The organism is Elusimicrobiales bacterium, from assembly GCA_041651175.1.
GTDB lineage: Bacteria > Elusimicrobiota > Elusimicrobia > Elusimicrobiales > Elusimicrobiaceae > JAQTYB01.
The window spans coordinates 1-19,228 of record JBAZJT010000018.1; the positions used below are offsets into that span (position 1 = coordinate 1).

The 19,228-nt window shown below is 58.0% G+C and carries 13 protein-coding genes; 8 read left to right on the forward strand and 5 right to left on the reverse strand.

All coding sequences use genetic code 11. From position 1 onward, the window contains the following. From WC421_09540 to WC421_09570, 7 genes are all read left to right on the forward strand, one after another. The coding region (locus WC421_09540; GenBank protein MFA5162476.1) for an RHS repeat-associated core domain-containing protein at positions 1-1,442 on the forward strand (1,442 nt) is incomplete at its 5' end. Between the two features lie 428 nt (positions 1,443-1,870). Beyond that, on the forward strand, positions 1,871-3,706 hold the full coding sequence (locus WC421_09545; protein MFA5162477.1) for an RHS repeat-associated core domain-containing protein: 1,836 nt from the start codon (positions 1,871-1,873) through the stop codon (positions 3,704-3,706). Positions 3,707-4,080: 374 nt separating this feature from the next. Then, the gene (locus WC421_09550) at positions 4,081-4,464 is read left to right on the forward strand and encodes a hypothetical protein (GenBank protein ID MFA5162478.1); all 384 of its coding nucleotides are present in this window, start codon (positions 4,081-4,083) and stop codon (positions 4,462-4,464) included. Positions 4,465-4,510: 46 nt separating this feature from the next. Further along, positions 4,511-5,032 carry a hypothetical protein gene (locus WC421_09555; protein MFA5162479.1) on the forward strand — a complete coding sequence of 174 codons (522 nt, stop codon included), beginning with the start codon at positions 4,511-4,513 and terminating at the stop codon, positions 5,030-5,032. 180 nt (positions 5,033-5,212) lie between these two features. Then, positions 5,213-5,965: a rhodanese-like domain-containing protein gene (locus WC421_09560; GenBank protein ID MFA5162480.1), complete on the forward strand. Its 753-nt coding sequence runs from the start codon at positions 5,213-5,215 to the stop codon at positions 5,963-5,965. Continuing rightward, complete coding sequence (locus WC421_09565; protein MFA5162481.1) at positions 5,955-12,257, forward strand: IPT/TIG domain-containing protein; 6,303 nt, start codon at positions 5,955-5,957, stop codon at positions 12,255-12,257. The genes WC421_09560 and WC421_09565 overlap by 11 nt, the downstream gene beginning before the upstream one ends. 4 nt (positions 12,258-12,261) lie before the next feature. After that, complete coding sequence (locus WC421_09570) at positions 12,262-13,149, forward strand: PorV/PorQ family protein (protein ID MFA5162482.1); 888 nt, start codon at positions 12,262-12,264, stop codon at positions 13,147-13,149. A 142-nt stretch (positions 13,150-13,291) separates the two neighbouring features. On the opposite strand, the gene WC421_09575 is transcribed toward WC421_09570, so the two are convergent. Both WC421_09575 and WC421_09580 read right to left on the reverse strand, forming a co-directional pair. Next, entirely contained in the window at positions 13,292-14,422 is a 1,131-nt protein-coding gene (locus WC421_09575) for a glycosyltransferase family 4 protein (protein MFA5162483.1), read from the reverse strand. Beyond that, on the reverse strand, positions 14,419-15,975 hold the full coding sequence (locus WC421_09580; GenBank protein MFA5162484.1) for an oligosaccharide flippase family protein: 1,557 nt from the start codon (positions 15,973-15,975) through the stop codon (positions 14,419-14,421). Before WC421_09580 ends, WC421_09575 begins: the two co-directional genes overlap by 4 nt. Before the next feature lie 158 nt (positions 15,976-16,133). Between WC421_09580 and WC421_09585 the strand changes: the two genes are divergently transcribed. Next, positions 16,134-16,538 carry a S24/S26 family peptidase gene (locus tag WC421_09585; protein MFA5162485.1) on the forward strand — a complete coding sequence of 135 codons (405 nt, stop codon included), beginning with the start codon at positions 16,134-16,136 and terminating at the stop codon, positions 16,536-16,538. 39 nt (positions 16,539-16,577) lie between these two features. Here the strand turns inward: WC421_09585 and WC421_09590 are convergent, their stop codons facing one another. The 3 genes from WC421_09590 to WC421_09600 are packed head-to-tail and all read right to left on the reverse strand — an operon-like array spanning position 16,578 to position 19,155. Continuing rightward, positions 16,578-17,744, reverse strand: coding sequence for an MraY family glycosyltransferase (locus WC421_09590; GenBank protein MFA5162486.1), 1,167 nt, complete (start codon positions 17,742-17,744; stop codon positions 16,578-16,580). Continuing rightward, on the reverse strand, positions 17,741-18,355 hold the full coding sequence (locus WC421_09595) for a PIG-L deacetylase family protein (GenBank protein ID MFA5162487.1): 615 nt from the start codon (positions 18,353-18,355) through the stop codon (positions 17,741-17,743). Before WC421_09595 ends, WC421_09590 begins: the two co-directional genes overlap by 4 nt. After that, on the reverse strand, positions 18,352-19,155 hold the full coding sequence (locus WC421_09600) for an AAA family ATPase (protein ID MFA5162488.1): 804 nt from the start codon (positions 19,153-19,155) through the stop codon (positions 18,352-18,354). Before WC421_09600 ends, WC421_09595 begins: the two co-directional genes overlap by 4 nt. Positions 19,156-19,228 lie beyond the last annotated feature (73 nt).

The following is a 19,228-nucleotide window of genomic DNA, read 5'->3' on the forward strand; positions in this document are numbered from 1 at the left end:
TGAACCGCCCCGTAACGATAACCGCCCCCGGCGGGACGCAGTTCCAATTCACCTACGACGCCGCAGGCCGCAGAACGCGCATGGACATGGGCGTGGCGGTAGCGGCGGAATATGTTTACGACGCCGCCAATCAGCTTACCGGAATAACCTACCGCCGGAAAACCGACAATGCGGTAATCGCCAGCGTCGGCTACACATACGACAATGCCGGCAACCGCGCAACCATGGCTGACGATTTCGGCAGCCACGGATTCGCTTATGACGACCTGCACCGTCTGACAAGCGCGGTACACCCGTCCAGCGGCGCGCTGACGACGCAGAATGAAACTTTCGCCTACGACGCGGTAGGCAACCGCCAGTCGGATGCGGTACGCGCCGGTTACGCATACGACGCGGCGAACCGTCTGAATAGCGATTCGCTCTATACCTACAATTACGACAACAACGGCAACCTGACAACAAAAACGCGCATATCGGACAACGCGCAGACCGCATACATCTACGACGCGCAGAACCGGCTTACGCAAGTAAACCTGCCGTCGGGCTACAGCGAGACGCTCCGCTACGACGCAACAGGCCGTCGCATAGCAAAAACGATAACGCACAACAGCGAGACAATCCGGGAGCAGCATTACATCTACGACGGCGAGGACATCGCATTTGTAACCGACGCCGCCGGCGCACTGAAAAGCCTGTATACGCACGGCCCCGGCACGGATGAGCCGCTGATGTTAAGAAAAGGAGCAAGCGATTATTTCTTGCTGGCGGACGGCCTTGGCAGCATAATAGCGATAGCCGACCAGACGGGAACCGTGGTAGAGCGCACGCAATATCAGGCCTACGGCAGGCCGGTGTTCAAGAACGAGGTAACCGGCAGCACAAGCAGTTGGTCGCAGACGGGCAGTCTTTACAGCTACACCGCCCGGGAATGGGACGCCGAAACCGGCCTGTTCTATTACCGCGCCAGATACTACGCCCCCGACACCGGCAGATTTATCCAGAAGGACCCCATAGGCTTCAACGGCGGAGATACGAACTTGTATGCGTATGTGTACGATAATCCGATGAACCTAACAGATTCACTCGGCTTAAGCGCTGCCGATGTGGAAAGAATTAAGAGTATTTTCAATCGAACAGTGAATAGGATGAATAGGGAGAAAAAGCGTACTAGAATTTCACCGTTGAATAACTTGATATCGATTTTCCAAAGATTGGCACATGGGCGTTTTGGAAAACCGTATTTGTTTTGCTATGAACAGACTGATGAGCTTTTAGGTGCACTTAGGAAGGAACAGAAAAGGCAATCTTTTGATGATAAATGGGATTTTAACAATGTGAGCACCGAATTTCATGAGTATGCGGTTGCTTTGTCGCATAATCCAGTAGATCCATTTCTAAAACTGGATCCCTATTGGAATTTACTTAGAGAGGTTAACAGATGATAACTAAAAAAATCTTGTTTTTTTCAAACTTAGTAAGTGCGATTACAAGTGTTTTGTGCTTGTGTTTTGTGCTTTACGCCGGTCCATACATAATTAGATATCCAGGTTTCATATTTAAGAAATTGCTGGACAGCAACACTGGCAGTATAGCAGAACTGTTGCCAGAAACTGTTAGAAGGATGGATGCTTTACATTCATCTTCTGTATATTTTGTGGGAATCGTGATGGCAGAATTAATGATAATCGTTGGCATATCCTGTATGAATGTTTTTTTAGTGCATCGCTCATATCAGGAGGCCAGTAGAGATGAGAGGCAATAAATCATGGGTGAGCGATTATCAGCGATAAGAAGAACTGACACGTTAAGTTGGGTTGCTTGCGCTGTTAATTGCGCGAAAGGCAACAGTTTCGCGTTCGGCTACGATATCTTGGGCCGGCCGGCATCCGCGACTGGCCCCGACGGTCAGACGGCCTACGGCTACGACCTTGCAAACAATCTCACGAGCATAGAGGACCCGCGGACAAAGTTGCAATTCGGCTACAACGCGGCGGGAAGGGTAACGGCAACAAGCGCGCAGGACAAGATTGCAAACCTCGGCGGCGCGTTCACCTACACATACGACGCCGCCGGGAACCGGCTGGCGATGACGGCCTCCGGCTACACCTGGAGCTACAGTTACGACGCGCTGAACCGCCCCGTAACGATAACCGCCCCCGGCGGGACGCAGTTCCAGTTCACCTACGACGCGGCAGGAAGGCGCACGCGCATGGACATGGGCGCCGCTGTCGCCGCGGATTACGTCTACGACGCGGCAAACCAGCTTACCGGAATAACCTACCGCCGCAAAGCCGACAATGCGGTAATCGCGCAGGTTGGCTACACATACGACAATGCCGGCAACCGCGCAACCATGGCTGACGATTTCGGCAGCCACGGATTCGCTTATGACGACCTGCACCGTCTGACAAGCGCGGTACACCCGTCCAGCGGTGCGCTGACGACGCAGTCCGAGACCTTCGCCTACGACGCGGTCGGTAACCGCATGCAGGACGCGGTCCGCGCCGGTTACGCCTATGACGCGGCGAACCGTCTGAATAGCGATTCGCTCTATACCTACAATTACGACAACAACGGCAACCTGACAACAAAAACGCGCACATCGGACAACGCGCAGACCGCATACATCTACGACGCGCAGAACCGCCTTACGCAAGTAAACCTGCCGTCGGGCTACAGCGAGACGCTCCGCTACGACGCGACAGGCCGGAGAATCGCAAAAACGATAACGCACAACGGCGAAACAATTCGCGAACAGCATTACATCTACGACGGCGAGGACATCGCATTTGTAACCGACGCTGCCGGCGCGTTGAAAAGCCTGTATACGCACGGTCCCGGCACCGACGAGCCGCTGATGTTAAGAAAAGGCGCAAGCGATTATTACCTCCTTGCCGACGGCCTTGGTAGCATAATCGCCATCGCCGACCAGACCGGGAGCATCGCAGAGCGCGCGCAATATCAGGCATATGGCAGACCGGTGTTCAGAAACGAGGTAACCGGCAGCACAAGCAGTTGGTCGCAGACGGGCAGTCTTTACAGCTACACCGCCCGGGAATGGGACGCCGAAACCGGACTGTTCTATTACCGCGCCAGATACTACGCCCCCGACATAGGCCGTTTCATCCAAAAAGACCCCATAGGCTTCAACGGCGGCGATACAAATTTGTATGCGTATGTCGGGAATAGACCTAATAGATACATTGACCCCACGGGTTTAGTTCGCTGGGGTGATTTGGGCAATGCTTCTTTGGGGGCGGTTTCAAATGCTGCTGGTATAATCGGTGGAGCGGCTACTATTAGCGCATTTGGGTGGACTGGCATAGCTGGTATTACAGGTGGGGCCATCGCTTTGAAATCCGCTTATGGCTTGGGAGCAAATTTAGGCTTAATGGGGGAAGCCTTGTTGGATATGGACCCGACGTTTAAAGGCAGTTTGCTTGGGGAATTGGCGTATTTATATGACCCATGCAACAAAAGTTTGCAAAATCTCGCAACGGCAGCGGATCTTGGCATAGATTTACTGGGGTTGCAAGTGCCCAAGTATGTGACTATCCCAAATAAATATTGGGGAGGTGTGAGATTACTAGGCGGCGGCAAGATGGGAGATGTTTTTTACGGGCAAAAGGCGTTGGATGTGCTTGGTGGTGGTCAAGCGGTTAATGCAGCATTAATAGAAACTCGAGGCCACAAACAGAGGAGGTAGTATGATGCGGTTGCAGGAATTTTCGGAAAAGCATTTCTGTATTAGCGTAGAGGTGATGCATCCCGCGATATTTTCGACTATTGGAATTTTCGTGGGAAAGATAGCACTTGAAGTAATTACCCAACTAGGAAATATACACTTAAAATCCGAGACGAATATATTCACTTGGGTGATAATTTTCTCTCTGGCCGCGGGCGGTTTATCGTCATTGTGGATACTAAAGCCGCGTCTAAAAATGGGTGTGGCTGATAAACTGTTCTATTTTTTGCACGCGGGAGTATATTTTGCTTTGGCACTCTATGGTGTGATTGTGGAGATATGCTATCGCTAAGATGTTATTACCTGAATAGAGTCGACTGGATGGAAATGCGCTAATGGAACGCAAGAGAACAGCAATTTTAAGTTTACTTGTCGCGGCACTGTTAACCGCGCCGTATCTTCACGCCCGGACTCTGCCCAAATCTCCCACGCCCGAGACGTGCCAGTTGCCTTCCACGGAGGCTCCGTCGGACTGTCCGCGGTGCTACGACGAGGTGTCGGGCGGCGTTTCCGTCAGCGGCGATCCGGCGGTCTATGTCCCCAACTTCGCCGGGCCGGTGGATTTCCGGGTGTTCTACCTCAGCGAGAATTATGACATCGGCGACATCGGCAGGTCGTGGCGGACAAGAATATTTCAGATTAGAAATAGTGAAGGGAAGCCTATTTTTAGATTGGATGCTGATAAACGGGGATACATTATCGTCGGTGGCCTGAGATGAAACTACATAGGCCATGGGATGGTAGACTCTAAAATAGGGGAGCGCTATGAAAACGATAACAGTAGGTGGTTTTATGCAAGAGATGTCACACCAAAAAGCCGAACAATTGATACACATTTTTCAAGGGTTGTGTACTACAAAAAGAAAAGTGTTGTTTTTGACACAGTTACCGAGTGATTTAAAATCCAAAGTGTTTCAAAAGGTTGAATACAGTTCCTATAAAAATTGGCAAATTGGAATCATTGAAGTAAATGTATCCGGGGCAGATGACCTAATCCAGCGGTTGTGGAGTTGGTCATTTGGAACCCCCTTATTTTTTATTATTACCGATACTATATCCAGTGACGTTTTAGCAATAGCCAAGAACTGTGTTGATGATATTAGAAAAAATTTCAGGCAACGGCTTATTAGTTTTTTTAGAGGAGATGCTTATTCATTTTACTCTTCTGTTTTTTTAAAGCAGTTTGCCCTAGTGTTCGAAATGGGGCATGATGGTGAGACTTTAGAGATACATACAATTCAAAAAAATCCCAAGTTCGAAGAAATTCTAAATGGTTTATTAGGGTAATGGAAACAAAAAAGGGAATGAAAGGCATTAGGCGCAAGCGATTATCATCGATAAAAAGAACTGACCCGTTAAGTTGGGTTGCTTGCGTTGCTAATTGCGCGAAAGGCGGCAGTTTCACGTTTGGCTGCAATGGCAAGGGTATCTCCGCAGTATTAGATTTCAGATTGATTGGCGGTGTATATGGCAAATAATGGCAGGATGCTGATAAGCATGGCGGCAATATCGCTTGCGTGTCCGGTTTTGGTTGCCCGCGCAGCGGAGGTGAAGTATATCTCCTGCGATGAGCTTTCGGCGGTTATGTCCGGCGGCGCGGCGACCCCCATAGTGGCCGATGTGCGTGCGCGGGCGGATTACGGCATGGGGCATATAAAAGGCGCGGTATCCGCGCCGTTCAACCAGGTAACCTCCGCCGGGTGGCCGAAAACGGCGGACATTGTTGTTTATTGCGCGGGCGTGGGTTGTCCGCTGAGCGCAAACTGCGCCGCCCTGCTGGAGCGCGCGGGCTACGCGTCGGTCCGCGTGCTCAAGGGAGGATATGCCGACTGGAAAGCGCGCGGATATCCTGTAGAAGGGGATAGCGGCGCGGCGGCGCAAAAGACGGTCTGCGGCGCAATACAGCCTGCGGAGCTGTATGCGATAATCAAATCTTCGCCCGCCGCCGTAACCGTGCTGGACATCCGGCCCGATATGGAATATCGGGCGGGGCATATAGCCGGCGCGCGCAACGCGCCGCTTGAGGAGATTTTGAAGGCGTTCCCTGCGGTTCAGCAGGGGAGCGAGATTGTGCTTGCGGACAGGCAGCCGTCGCGGACCCAACAGGCATGCGAGGCGGCGGCAAAGGCGGGGATTCGGGCTAAACTGCTTAGCGGCGGCCCGGCGGTGTGGAATGCGCTGGGGTATCCGTTAAGCGCGGGAGCGGGGGATGGAAAATAAAAAATTCTCCATATTAAAGCTGTCTGCATGGCTGGCGCTGGCACTCGCGGCATTGCCGACGTGTCCGGGAATCGCTGTGTCCGGGACGGTGTGCGCGGTTGTAAATTTGCAGCTTAACCAGGAGGCCGCGTTGGAGCGGGAAGGCTTCATAGCCAAGCTGACGCTGACCAACAGCCTTGGCGACCTGCCGCTGAGCAATCTGCGCATAGATGTCGCCATAACCGATGCGGATGGCAACGCGGCGGACTCGCTGTTTTATTCCCGGGTTACGGATTTGCAGGGAGTGGGCGCGGTGGACGGGACGGGGCTGGTGCAGCCGTCGGCCAGCGCGGCGGTGCAGTGGCTGATAGTGCCTTCGCCAGGGGCGGGCGGCGGGGCGGCAGGCGGGGCAAAATACAATGTAAAGGCGCAGATGACATACAACACCGGCGGCGTCGCGCGGGTTACCACCACTTTCCCGGTTATAATCACGGTCAAGCCGCAGCCGCTTATACGGCTGGAGTATGTGCTTCCGTTCGAGGTATTCGGCGACGAACCGCTGACGCCGGAGGTCGCCGAATCCACAGTTCCGTTCTATCTGGGGGTGCGGGCGGTGAACGCGGGGTCCGGCACGGCGGTGAATTTCAGCATAGATTCGGCGCAGCCGGTCATAATGGATTCCAAGCAGGGACTGCCGGTGAATTTCATGATTGCAAATGCCTGGCTGCCCGGCGGCCAGCCGGCGGACAAGACGCTCAAAATCAACTTCGGCAATATCGCGCCGAATGTCAGCGCAATGGCGGCGTGGAGCATGGTCGCCTCCCTTTCCGGCAGGTTCACCAGTTTCGGCGCAAGCTTCACACACAGCGCCGCGCTGGGTGGGGCGCTGACCTCGCTGATAGACAGCGCCAGCACCTACACGCTTATCAAGGACGTTCTCGCAGACATGCCGGGGCGGGATTCGCAATTTGATTTTCTGATAAACAAAACAACGCCGCGCGAACAGATGGAAATTCTGCTTGCCTCCGGCCAGGATATCCAACCGGAATATGTGATGGAATCGGACCGCGCAGGCCTTTCGCCCGTGACCAACGTGCCGGCGCATCTGAACGGGACGCTTTCCGGTTCCAATGCGGTGCTGCATCTGGTCTATGACGCCGGCGTTTCAACCGGCGTCTGGATTCACGCATCGGTGCCGGCGCCGGCGGGCGGGCAGGCCGATATAGCCTCCGCCATGCGCGCAAACGGAAGCGTGATCAATCCCCGCGACATATGGGTAAGCAGGCATTTTGACAAGGCCTCGCTCTCGTATGTTTACCGGCTGCATATACTGGATTATGTGACGGAAGCCGCCCCGGATTATGCAATAACCTTCAATGCTTCTTTGCTGGATATGCCGCCTTCCGCAGTGGCGGATTTGTCGGCGGATGTGTCCGCCGGGGGCGTTGCGTTGCGCTGGACGGCTTCCGGCGAGGACGGTGCTGCCGGCGCCATTTACAACGGGAAAATAGCGGTGTTCCGCTCCACTGACACTGCGGCGGCGCCGCAGGCCGGCGCGGCGAACGTGGTTATATCCACCACGGTTCAGCCCGGCGCAGCGCAGTATTACGTTTTGGGCGATTTGCTGGGCAATGCCGCCTACCAAGCGCAGGTGTGGATGGCCGATGCGAGAGGCAATTATTCCGGTCCGTCCAACAAGGCGGTGTTTTTTACATATGCAAGGCAGCCATCGGATGTAGCGGTTTCGTCGGTTGCCACCACGGGGTTTTCGCTGGAATGGATAAACAGCGCCAATTTGCCGGGCGCGCAATACAGGGTAAAAGTTTCCTCGCAAGCGGGCGATGCGGGGTCGGAAAGCGGCTTTGCGGCCGATATAACTTCGTACACCTGCTCCGGTCTTGCGCCGGATGTTGATTACACGGCGTCGATACAGCCGCGGGATTTGGAAGGCCGCCTGTCGCCTTATTCCGACGCGGCGCATGTGACCACGTTGGCGAATGCTCCGGCTGCGGCGGATGCGCCGATTATAAACGTGGCGACCGGTTCCGTCGCAATAGCATGGAATGCAAACGGCAATCCGGCCCGGACTTTGTACCTTGTGCAGGCATCCACTGCGCCGGATTTCTCCGGGATAGCGGCTTCGGCGTCAGTGAGCGGCTCCTCTGCGGCGCTGGACAATCTCCTGCCGAACAGGATGTATACGGCAAGATCTGCGGCCATAAACGGCGCAGGAATGCGCAGCGCTTTCGCCACGATTGGCTCCACTGTCACTCTGGCCGCAATGCCGGCTTCGGCTTTGTTTACGGGTGTTTCCAGTGTTACGGCTTCGGTTTCATGGGACTCCGGCGGCAATCCGTACGATACCTTGTATCATCTGGATATTTCCACTTCGCCGGATTTCCTGCCGGTTGCCGGTTCGTCCGACGTTCTGCATGAAGGATTTACGTTTGCGGGTCTGGCGCCCGCCACCACTTATTTCGCACGGGTGAGGGCGGAAAACCGCGCCGGAGTTCCGACGGATTTTGCCGCCGCCATTTCAACAGTAACAGGCAAATCTTACGGTATGACCATAGCTTCGTTCTCGCCGCAATCGGGACCTATAGGGACGGTGTTTGCTCTGGCTGGGGGCGGGTTTGGGGCGTATAACGGGTCAAAGACGGTTGTTCTGATAGGCGGGGCGACGGCGCAGCTTTCGCTGTGGAACGGGACTACGATACAGGGGACCATTCCCGGCACGCTTGCGGCGGGGACTTATACCGTGGTCGCCCAGCGGATTTACACCAGCAGCGCGGATGTTTCCAATGCGGTGTCGTTCACCGTTACCACGCCTTCCGTGTACGGGGTGTCACCGTCTTCCGGGCCGATAGGGCAGACATTTGTTCTGGCCGGCGCGGAATTCGGGCAGTATGCCGGTTCGCTGACGCGCGTTTTGATTGGCGGGGCCACATGCCCGCTTTCTTTGTGGAACGGCACGACGGTGCAGGGGACCATTCCAGGCACGCTTGCCGCGGGGACTTATCCGGTTGTTCTGGAGCGGCGCACTTCGGACGGCGGGAGCGTGGTTGCCGGCACGGTCGCCTTCACTGTTGTTGCGCCGCGGTTTGATTCGGTTTCGCCGTCGTCGGGGCCGATAGGGATGCCGTTTACGGTTTCCGGTTCCGGGTTCGGCAGCTATGCGGGCAGCTATACCCGCGTGCTGGTGGGCGGGACCACCGCGGCGCTGTCTTTGTGGAATGACGGGAAGATACAGGGCCGCATTCCGGGGACGCTTGCCGCCGGGAGTTACGAGGTCGCGGTGGAGCGCGCCACGTCTGACGGCGGGCTGGTGCGCTCGTCCACCGCGTCGTTTACGGTAACCGAGCCTGCCATCACGGGGCTTGCGCCCGACAACGGGCCGATAGGCACGGCATTCACGCTGACCGGACATGATTTCGGGCCTTATGCGGGCGCGAACACTCAGGTGCGCGTCGGCGATAAACTGGCTCCGCTTTCGCTGTGGAACGGGACGACGGTGCAGGGAACCATCCCCGGGCTTGAAGCGGGCCAGTATCCGGTCGTCATAGAAATCGCCAGCGGCGGCGGGTTGGTGGCGACCAACACCTATTATTTCACGGTTACCACTCCGGCGGTAACGGCGGTAACGCCCTCCACCGCGCCGATAGGGCAGCCGTTTACGATTACGGGCAGCGGTTTCGGCGCATATGCGGGAAGCTATACCCGCGTGCTGATAGGCGGCGTAACAGCGCAGCTTTCGCTGTGGAACGGCACGACGATACAAGGCACAATTCCCGGAGCGCTGGCCTCCGGCGCCCGGAGCGTGGTGGTTGAACGCGCGGTTGCGGACGGGATGGTTGCGCGCGCTGTTGCGCCGTCAATAACGGTAGCCGGATTGGAAGTGTATTCGTTGACGCCCTCCACCGCGCCGATAGGCCAGCCGTTTACGATTACCGGCGGCAATTTCGGCAGCTACAGCGGCAGCTACACTACGGTGCTGATAGGCGGCGCGACGGCTCAGCTGTCGCTCTGGAACGGCACAACGATACAGGGCGTCATACCCAATATCGCCGCCGGCGCTCAGCCGGTGGTTGTCAGCCGGCGTACCGCCGACGGCGGGCTTGCGGCGTCGGCCACGATGTATCTCAATATCGTCGCGCCGGTTGCATATTCGGTGACGCCGTCCAGCGGTCCCATCGGCCAGCCGTTTACGATTACCGGCGATAATTTCGGCAGCTACAACGGCAGCTACACGACGGTGCTGATAGGCGGTGTTACCGCGCAGCTTTCGTTATGGAACAGCACGACGATACAGGGAACCGTTCCCGGTGCGCTGTATTCCGGGAGCTATCCGGTCGTCGTGCGGCGGACAACGTCCGACGGCGGCGTGGCGGAATCCGCGCCGCTGAGCTTTGCGGTGGTTGGCATCAATGTAAGCACGCTGACGCCGGTCGCCGGGCCGATAGGCAGCGTGTTCACTATAGCCGGCGAAAATTTCGGTTCGTATAACGGCGCGAATACCCGCGTGCTGATAGGCGGGACGACATGCCCGCTCTCGCTCTGGAACGGGACGACGATACAAGGCACTGTTCCCGGACTGCTGCCCCCCGGGCCGCAGCCGGTGGTTGTGGAACGTGCGTCCGGCGGCTATGTCATCCGCAGCGCGACGTCGTATTTTGAAATCACCGTGCCGGTGTTGCAGAGTGTCTCGCCCTCCACGGGGCCGATAGGGATGCCGTTCACGCTTGTCGGCGCGAATTTCGGCGCATATAACGGCTCCAACACGCGTGTCAAAATCGGAGGCGTTGTCGCGCCGCTGAGCCTCTGGAACGGGACGACGATACAGGGCACGGTTCCCGGCAGCCTCGCCGCGGGCGATTACGAGCTTGTGGTGGAACGCGCAACCTCCGACGGCGGGCTGCAGGCGTCGGCCACCGCATATTTCGGCGTGATTCTGCCGCAGCTGAATTCCGTGTCGCCGTCCACCGCGCCGGTTGGCGCGCCGTTTGTGCTGACGGGTTCGGGCTTTGGCAATTACTCCGGCGCGAATACGGCGGTGCTGATAAACGGCGCGACACAGCCGCTAAGCCTGTGGACGGATACAAAAATCCAGGGTTCGCTGACTTATTTCACGACGGGGCAGTACCCGGTCGCGGTGAAGCGGCTGGCGTCAGGCGGTGCGGCGCAATCGCAGGAATTGTCCATAGGCGTCATATCGCCAACGATAACCGCGCTGACGCTGGCCACAAACGGCAGCGGCACATCGTTTGTGCTGACGGGAACCGGCTTCGGCCCCTACAACGGCGCGCAAATCAACGGCAAGCCCGCCACCCGCGTAATGCTGGACGCGACAACTGTCTGTTCGCTAAGCGCGTGGACGGATGTTCAGATACGCGGCATTATCCCCGACAGCGCGGCGACCGGCTCGCATATGCTGACGGCGGTGCGCGAGGTTTCGGGCGGATTGCAAAGCTCAAACGGCGCAAGCTACGGTTCGGGAGGGGTTATCATACTCTCCGGCGCGGCAAAAGGCGGAACGCGCGGCGCGGTGGCGGTTTCATACGCCGGCGCCGCTGACCCGAACGCCGGGCTGCCGCTGCCCGCGGAATGGGGCGGGCGGGTGGAATCGTCCAACCGCGCGGCGGTAGACATTGCGCCCGGCGCTATGGCGGAGGATGCATTCATCACAATCGCCACCGCCGCCGTAACGGAAGAAATATCGCGGCAAATGATGCAAAGCGAAGCCAGGGCGCTGATAATGCCGGTCGGCCCGGCGCTGAACTTCGGGCCGGAGGGCATGAAGCTCGCCTCGCCCGCCGCATTGACCGTGCCGTTTGACCGGACGCAAATCCCCTACGGCAAGACGGAGCGCGACCTCGCGCTGTATAACTGGGATGAGGGTTCCGGCTCGTGGATTCCGGTCAATACCGAACTTAAAAACGGCAGGCTTGAGGCGAAGACAAGCCATCTCTCGCTGTATCAGCCGATGGTGCAGGGGGTTAACCCGCTGGCCAGCAACGCATTCGCGTTCCGGCAGTTTTATGTGTATCCCAACCCTGCCAAGAACGGCAACACGCCGAAACTGCACCTTGAATGCGGCGTGGGCGACGGCGCGGACATCCGCATCTACGACGTGTCCGGCCAGTTGCGCCACAGCGGCCACATGGACGGCGGGCCGAATGTGCTTTCACCGGAATACGCATACGAGTACGAGTGGAACATGTCCGGCGCGGGCTCCGGCGTGTACACGGCGGTGATTGAAGCGCATAAAGCCGGCGAGACAATCAAAGCCAAAAAGAAATTCGCGATAGTGAGGTAACTGTATGCGCAAATTATCAATAGCACTGATGGTTGCCTCCGCGCTTTCGCAGTTGGCGCATGCCGGCACGACGGGTTCGGCATTTCTGAAAATCGCACCCGGCGCGCGCGAGCAGGGCATGGCAAACGCGGTAACGGCGTTATCAGGCGGCGCGCAGTCGGTTTACATCAACCCCGCCTCCGTCGCGAGTGAGGGAACGGAAGCCGCGTTATCGCACGTGGAACTTGCGCAGGAAAACAAGCTGGAAAACGTCGCGTTCGCGCACAATGCGCTGGGCGGACGAATGGCTTACGGCCTCACATATCTGCACTATGGCGATTTAGACGGGCGCGACACCACCGGCGCGCAGACCGGCACATTTACCGCCTATGATATGGCATTGCAAGCCGCATACGCGCGCAGTTTCGGCAAGCTGTCGCTGGGCGGCGCGCTGAAAGCGGTGCGCAATAAAATAGAGGAAGAATCCGGCACAGGCTACGGTTTTGACGCGGGCGCGATTTACGATTTGGAACTATTCCGGCTGGGCGCGTCAATCGTCAACGTCGGCAAATCCGGCAAAGTGGGAACAATAGACGAGAACCTCCCCGCGACAGCATCATTCGGCGCGGCGACAAAAATCAAAGAGGTAACGCTGGCGGCGGATTTCAAACGCAATATCCCGGAAAATTGCAGCACACTCGCGGCGGGCGCGGAAGTCGCGTTGCACAGCATTCTGGCCCTGCGCGCGGGGTACAGCAAAGACATCACAAACAACAATATCCCGTCGGACAACCTGCTGGGTTTTAACGCGGGTTTCGGGATAGCGATAAGCAGGCTCCGCGTTGATTACGCCTACACCTCGCAAGGCGAGCTCGGCAACAGCCACCGGTTCACGCTCACCACGAAATTTTAAACGGTATCAGCGAGAAATTTTACGTCGGACTGTCCCCGCCATCCACCGTCTCGGTCCTCGCTCTCTATTCAATCTGGGGTCAATATCCGCAAAATCCTGAGCCGGCGCGCTGCCAACCGCGCGCCGTTATAGACCGGGATGACTACGCTGATTTCCGGCATAACTCGCGGTAGAGGCGCTCGTGCTCGTCCAGATAGCGGGCGGGCGCAAAATGCTTTTCGGCGAAGGCTTTGCCGGCGGCGCCCATCCCCGCGCGCAGTTCAGGCGCGGCGGCCAGCCTGCCCAGCGCGGCGGCCAGGGCGCGCGGGTTTCCGGGTTCCACCAGAATGCCGGTTTCATCTGAGACGGCCTCCGGCAATCCGCCTGCGCGGGATGCCACCACCGGCAGGCCGCAGGCCATCGCCTCGGTTACCGCCACGCTCATCGCCTCGGTGAGCGAAGGCTGGACGTAAATGTCCGCCGCGGCGAGGAAGGGGCGGGAGTCGGCGGCATTGTCCACAATGGCTGTGCGGGAGCCTGCGCCGGAGCGGGCCAGAATATCTCCGGTTTTGCGGCGGAAGGCGGCGCGCTGCGGGTCGCTTCCGGCGGAGCCCACGATTACCAGTCTTGCCCTGTCCGTCATTGCGGCGAAGGCTTCGGCCAGAATGTCCTGGCCTTTGACCGGATGAAAATTGGCCACGCAGATTATGGCGGTTTCGTCGCCGGCGATTCCGAGCGCTTTTCTGGCGGCGGTCCGCTCCTGTCCGGTTACAGGCATGAAAAACCGTTCCTGCGGGGAGTTAAATATTACTGAAAAGGGTTTGCCGCGGAAAGCGGGCAGTTCCGCGGCCCTGCCGGCAAGCAGGCGCGACACGGAAATAATTCTCCGCAACGCGCCGCAGTGCCTGGAATATAGGTTCTGCCGCCGCGACGCCCAATCTATATAGGAGAAACTATGCATGGTTATCACAAGCGGAATGCCGGTTTCAGCCGCGGCCCGGCAGGCCACCAGGTCCGCGTCAAAACTGTGGGCATGGATTATATCCGGCGACAGCCGCTTTATCAGTCCGCGTGCGCGGCGGACCGTCATCATCGGGCGCAGCGGGCCCAAGCCCGCCCCGATATTGTGCACTGCCGTGCCGGAACGGCACAGCTCCGGCGCAATGCCCTCGTCCGCGCCGTAATGCGCCAGCGCGGGTTCACAGCCGCGCAAGCTCAGGCCGGCAGCCAGCTGCCTGATGGCGGAAGTTACGCCGCTTAGCGCGGGGGAGGAAACTATATGCAGAATCCTCATGCGCGTCCCGCAATGCGCGGCAGAGGAAGCGCGGACAATTTCGCCTTAATGAGTTCCAGTTCCTCGCTCCGAAAAACCTTTTCGTGCCGCAGCAGCAGCGCATATGCCGCGCAAAACACCACGCCCCGCGCCGACAGCAGCGCAAAGCAGCTCCAGCGGCCAAGTTCGGTTATGCGGAAAGCAAAAGCGGCATCCAGGGCCAGCAGCGCGGCGGCGGCAATGGCCGCAGCCTTGAAAAAAGGCGTTACCGCGCCGGCAAGCGAGGAAAGCGGCAGCTTCATCGCGCGGTGCAGCATGAACCAGAAGCAGGCCGAACTTGCCAGCAGGGCAATGGCGGTGCCCCATGCTATCCCCTTCATTCCCAGGGCGCCTATGAGAATTATATTCAGTCCGAGGTTGAGTATTATATTAAGCGTCGCGCCGGCGGATATGATATGCGGCTTGTCCATGGCCTGGCAGGCCGTGTAGCCGGGCGCTGCCAGGACGCTGGCCAGCCAGCCCGACGCCAGAATCACGGTCAGCGGCCAGGCCCGGTCGTAGCCGCCGCCCAGCCACATCTGAAGCAGCAGCCGCGCGGACACCATTGTCAGCATAAACAAAGGCACCGCCATGCAGGACAGGTATTTTGTCATCCTGAGATAGACGTCCATCACCGCTTCTTTCCCGTAGCGGGCGTGCACTTCCGAAAAGGCCGGCGTTATGGCCGAGACAAGCACGTTGGCCATGGACGCCGCAGTAACCACCAGCACGCTGGCCAGTTGGAAATATGTAACCGCGCCCACGGACAGGAAGCAGGCGATGAGAATTTTATCCGTCTGCCCCGTTACCAGTGTGGAAATGCGGCCCACATGCAGTTTCATCCCGAATTTGAGGAAGTGCCCGAACATTTCACCGCTTATATGGCGCGGGGATATTTCCAGTTCCGGAAAAATTCGCCTGGCAAGGATTACATTGGCCGCGAAATAGCAGGCCAGCGTCAGCGCGCTGCGCCACATCATGCCGTGCAGCCCGTAGCCAGCGTTGAGCAGCCACACCAGAACCGCCGTCGTCGGGATTGAAAGGATGATGCTCAGTTTGTTGGACAGATCCAGCCGCTGCATCCCCGCCTGGAAATCCGAAAACACGTTGGCCACGCCGGTGAACGCGAATACTGCCATTGAAAACACCACCACATAATGCGCGTCCGCCGCGAGACGGGGCGGGGTTTTGAAAATGCCGGTGATTTTGTCGGCAAACAGCAGTGTCAGCGCAATGTAAACAATGCCCAGGACGCAGTAAAAAGCGGCCATGGTATTGACTGCCTGCTTGAGCCTGGCGCGGTCGCCTTTGGCCTCGTATTCCGCGACGTGGCGGATAAATGTCGCCGGCATGGACATATCCAGCAGATAGGCATAGCCCGTAAGCGCGACCGACACTCCAAGCACGCCGTAGGCGTCCGCGCCCAGCCGGTGCAGTATGAAAGGCGCAAGCGCGAAAGACAATGCCCCGTTCCACGCCATGCCCATGAAATTGTAATAGGTGTTGCGCACCACCTTGTCGGAAATGCCGCTCATGCGTCCGCCGTGAAAAGAATCGCGGCAACAACAATCGCCGGCGGCTGCGCCGCCGCTCCGCAGAAAAGCAGAGCAAGACAAAACAAGCTGTTCTCCGGCAATTCCGCGGAAATCTTTTGCATAGCCATAATTGTACGCTTTTTTTGCATAATACTGTTGTGAACAGGCAATGCGGCGATTTTCTGCTTCTTGAAACTTCCGGCTCCAGCATGAGGCCGTTTATGAAGGGGGGGGAACGGCTGCTTGCGCGCGCGGTTCCGCCGGCCATGCTGCGGATTGGGGATATGGTCGCCTACCGCTCCGGCGGCGGGCTTGTCTGCCACAGGCTTGTAGGACGCCGGGGCGGAAAGCTGTATCTGCGCGGCGACCGCCAGTTCGGCCCGGCGGAAGCCGTCGCGCCGGAGGCTGTGGCGGGGGTGGTCTGCGTTCTGCTGTCGGACGGCAAAATCATAATGCAGAATTCCGTTCTGCGCAGATGCCAGGGAATTTTAATCGCGTTTTTCGGCCCGTTGCTGTCCGCGTGCGCGGATTTCAGAAACAGGCTGTCCGGGCAGCAGGATTAACCTGAAACTTTCAGGGTAAGCAGCATTATTTTGCTTCGCTCAATGGCAATCTCCGGCGGCGATTCCTTTCGGATGTGCGGCGGTTTCTCCGGTGTTTCTGCCCAAAATCATAAGCACGGCTATCACCCCGAATATCAGCGCGCTTTGAGCCACCAGCAGCACGGTTCCCAGGCTTGTGCCGGTGTAGTGCATGGTCCAGGCTCCCAGACCCAGCATTACGTTGACAATGATTATAAAGGACGCCGCCTGAGGCACCGTCATGCCCAGATGTATAAGCCGGTGGTGGAAATGGTCCCTGCCCACGAATTCCAGCCATTGGCGCACGGTTTTCACGTCGCCGCGGCGCATGCGCGCCGCCGTTATATAGATAAGGTCAAATATCGGCACGCCAAGTATGAGAAGCGGCGTGCCGAACGCCACAAGCGGATTGTCCGTCGCCCAGCCGCCGTAAACCGCAAAACACGCCAGCATGAAGCCTATGAAGGCGGAGCCGCAGTCCCCCAGAAACATGCTGGCCGGGTGCCAGTTGACCCGCATAAATCCGGCGCAAGCGCCGAAAAGCGCAGCGGACATGAAAGCCAGCTCCATCTGATTCGTTCCCCAGGCCACTATTATGAAAAACAGCGAGCATACCATTCCCAGGCCTGAGGCCAGGCCGTCTATCCCGTCCAGAAAGTTGAAGGCATTGGTGATGCCGATAATCCACACCACGGTGAACGCGCAGGACACCGCCCTGCCGGCGGGAGTCGTCCCGGGAAAATTAAAACCCATGCCGGAACAGACCACGATAAGCGATGCCGCAGCCTGCCCCGCAAGCCTCGCGTATGCCGAAAGCCCGCGCGCGTCGTCCGCCGCGCTGAGAAGGAATACTAGCGTTCCGGCGGCGGCTATGCTCCAGCCCCTGCCGGTGAAATACTGGCTTCGCCACAGCGCGAACATGAAAGCCGCAAACACCGCCAGCCCGCCCAGCCGCGGCGTGGGCGCGGCATGAATTTTGCGCGGCGCCGGCATGTCTATCGCGCCCAGCCGCCTTGCCGACCATTCCGCCGCCGGCAGCAGCAGCCCGGCGAACAGAAACGCAATGCCGGCCACATAAAGCCAGCGCAGGCCTGTCAGCCAGGTCCAGGCGGAAATTCCTCCGGGCGGCAGTGTTGTCAGCAGCAGCGCCAGCCAGGCGATGGTGAATATTTTCGTGTCGCGCGTCATCTTATCGGAAGCGACAGGCGCTGCGGCATGAAACCCTCCGCGTATTTGACGCGGTACTGCCCGCCGCGGAACACCGCTGCGCTTTTCGCGGCCTCCAGTATGCACAGGCCGGGGATGTTGGTTTTTTCCAGCTGGGAACGATGGCAGCCAAGCAGCTCGAATTTTTTGTCTATCACGGGACCTATGTCCGAAAACACCGTCGGCACGAAGTTTATGCTGGTGGGCCCCTCAAAAAACAGTATGTCGCGCTCGTTGCGGGCGGCAGTCATCACCGCGCGCGAGACCGCGCAATGGTCCTGATGTGTGTCCTCGTAAAAATGGGTGAAAATCATTCCGGGGCAGGTTTTGCGCAGACAATCCTCTATCGCGCTTATCAGGGCCCGCTCTCCGGGCAATTCGGTGTCCCTGAAACCGGCCCGGATAAGCCGCGCTCCAATCAGGCGCGCGGCGGCGGCCTGTTCAACGCGCCGCAGCGCCGCGGCGCCGCCGCGCCCGCCGTCGGTCAGGACAAGCAGGGTTATTCTGCAGCCGGGGCCCGCCATTTTGCAGAGCGTTCCCCCGCAGCCGAACTCTATGTCGTCAGGGTGCGCGCCTATGCAGAGTATGTTCATTTCGGCGAAGCCTCCTCGGAGCAGTCCGCAAGCAGCGCTTCCGTTATCGTTTTTGCGCCGGACATGGAGGCATTCAGCAGCGCCAGATGGCAGATATTGTTGATGCTGCGCGGAATGCCGCCGCTCATTCGCGCGATGGCCGCGATATTATCTTCCGAAAATATGTTCTGATCGCCGCCGGCGTAAATGAGCCGTCCGCGTATATAGTGGCCCGTCCCCTCCTGCGAAAGCGGCACGAGGCCGCATTTTATGGCGACGCGCTGGTTGAGCTGCTTGTTGCGCTCCACCATTTCCCACAATTCGTTCTGTCCGGAGAATATAAGTGTCAGCAGATAGTCGCTGTCGGTCTGGAAATTCAGCAGCAGGCGCAGTTCTTCAAAAATATCAATGTCATTTATGGAATGCGCCTCGTCCACCATGATGACGCAATGCCTGCCCTCCTCCGCCGAGGAGGAAAGTTCGTTTTCCAGTCTCGCCAGCACATCGTATTTGGAGGAAGGCGGTTCCTCTTCCGTGAAACCGTGCAGAATGGCGCGTAGTATATCCAGCGCGGACAGGCGCGGATTGTTCACGAAAGCGAATTTGCAGCCTTTAGGCTCAAGCTCAAAGCGCAGCCTGCGCAGCACCAGCGTTTTGCCGCAGCCGTAGGTGCCGGCCATCAGGGCGCAGGCCCTTTTCTCCTGCACGGCGTACATCAGCCGGGACAGGGCTTCTATATGCTTTTCCGAGGCTATGAAATTGCGCGGGTCCGGCGTATTCTCAAAAGGCAGAAGCTTGAGCCCCCAGAATTTTTCGTACATAATAAGGGATTATACACATAAAATAGCGCGGCTGTGCGAAATAAAACATATTAGTGTACATACCCTTAACGCA

Excerpts from the sequence above, each read along its gene's own strand:
- WC421_09550 (MFA5162478.1), top strand. The coding sequence starts at position 4,081 with ATGGAACGCAAGAGAACAGCAATTTTAAGTTTACTTGTCGCGGCACTG.
- WC421_09555 (MFA5162479.1), top strand. The coding sequence starts at position 4,511 with ATGAAAACGATAACAGTAGGTGGTTTTATGCAAGAGATGTCACACCAA.
- WC421_09560 (MFA5162480.1), top strand. The coding sequence starts at position 5,213 with ATGGCAAATAATGGCAGGATGCTGATAAGCATGGCGGCAATATCGCTT.
- WC421_09565 (MFA5162481.1), top strand. The coding sequence starts at position 5,955 with ATGGAAAATAAAAAATTCTCCATATTAAAGCTGTCTGCATGGCTGGCG.
- WC421_09570 (MFA5162482.1), top strand. The coding sequence starts at position 12,262 with ATGCGCAAATTATCAATAGCACTGATGGTTGCCTCCGCGCTTTCGCAG.
- WC421_09575 (MFA5162483.1), bottom strand. The coding sequence starts at position 14,422 with ATGAGGATTCTGCATATAGTTTCCTCCCCCGCGCTAAGCGGCGTAACT.
- WC421_09580 (MFA5162484.1), bottom strand. The coding sequence starts at position 15,975 with ATGAGCGGCATTTCCGACAAGGTGGTGCGCAACACCTATTACAATTTC.
- WC421_09590 (MFA5162486.1), bottom strand. The coding sequence starts at position 17,744 with ATGACGCGCGACACGAAAATATTCACCATCGCCTGGCTGGCGCTGCTG.
- WC421_09595 (MFA5162487.1), bottom strand. The coding sequence starts at position 18,355 with ATGAACATACTCTGCATAGGCGCGCACCCTGACGACATAGAGTTCGGC.
- WC421_09600 (MFA5162488.1), bottom strand. The coding sequence starts at position 19,155 with ATGTACGAAAAATTCTGGGGGCTCAAGCTTCTGCCTTTTGAGAATACG.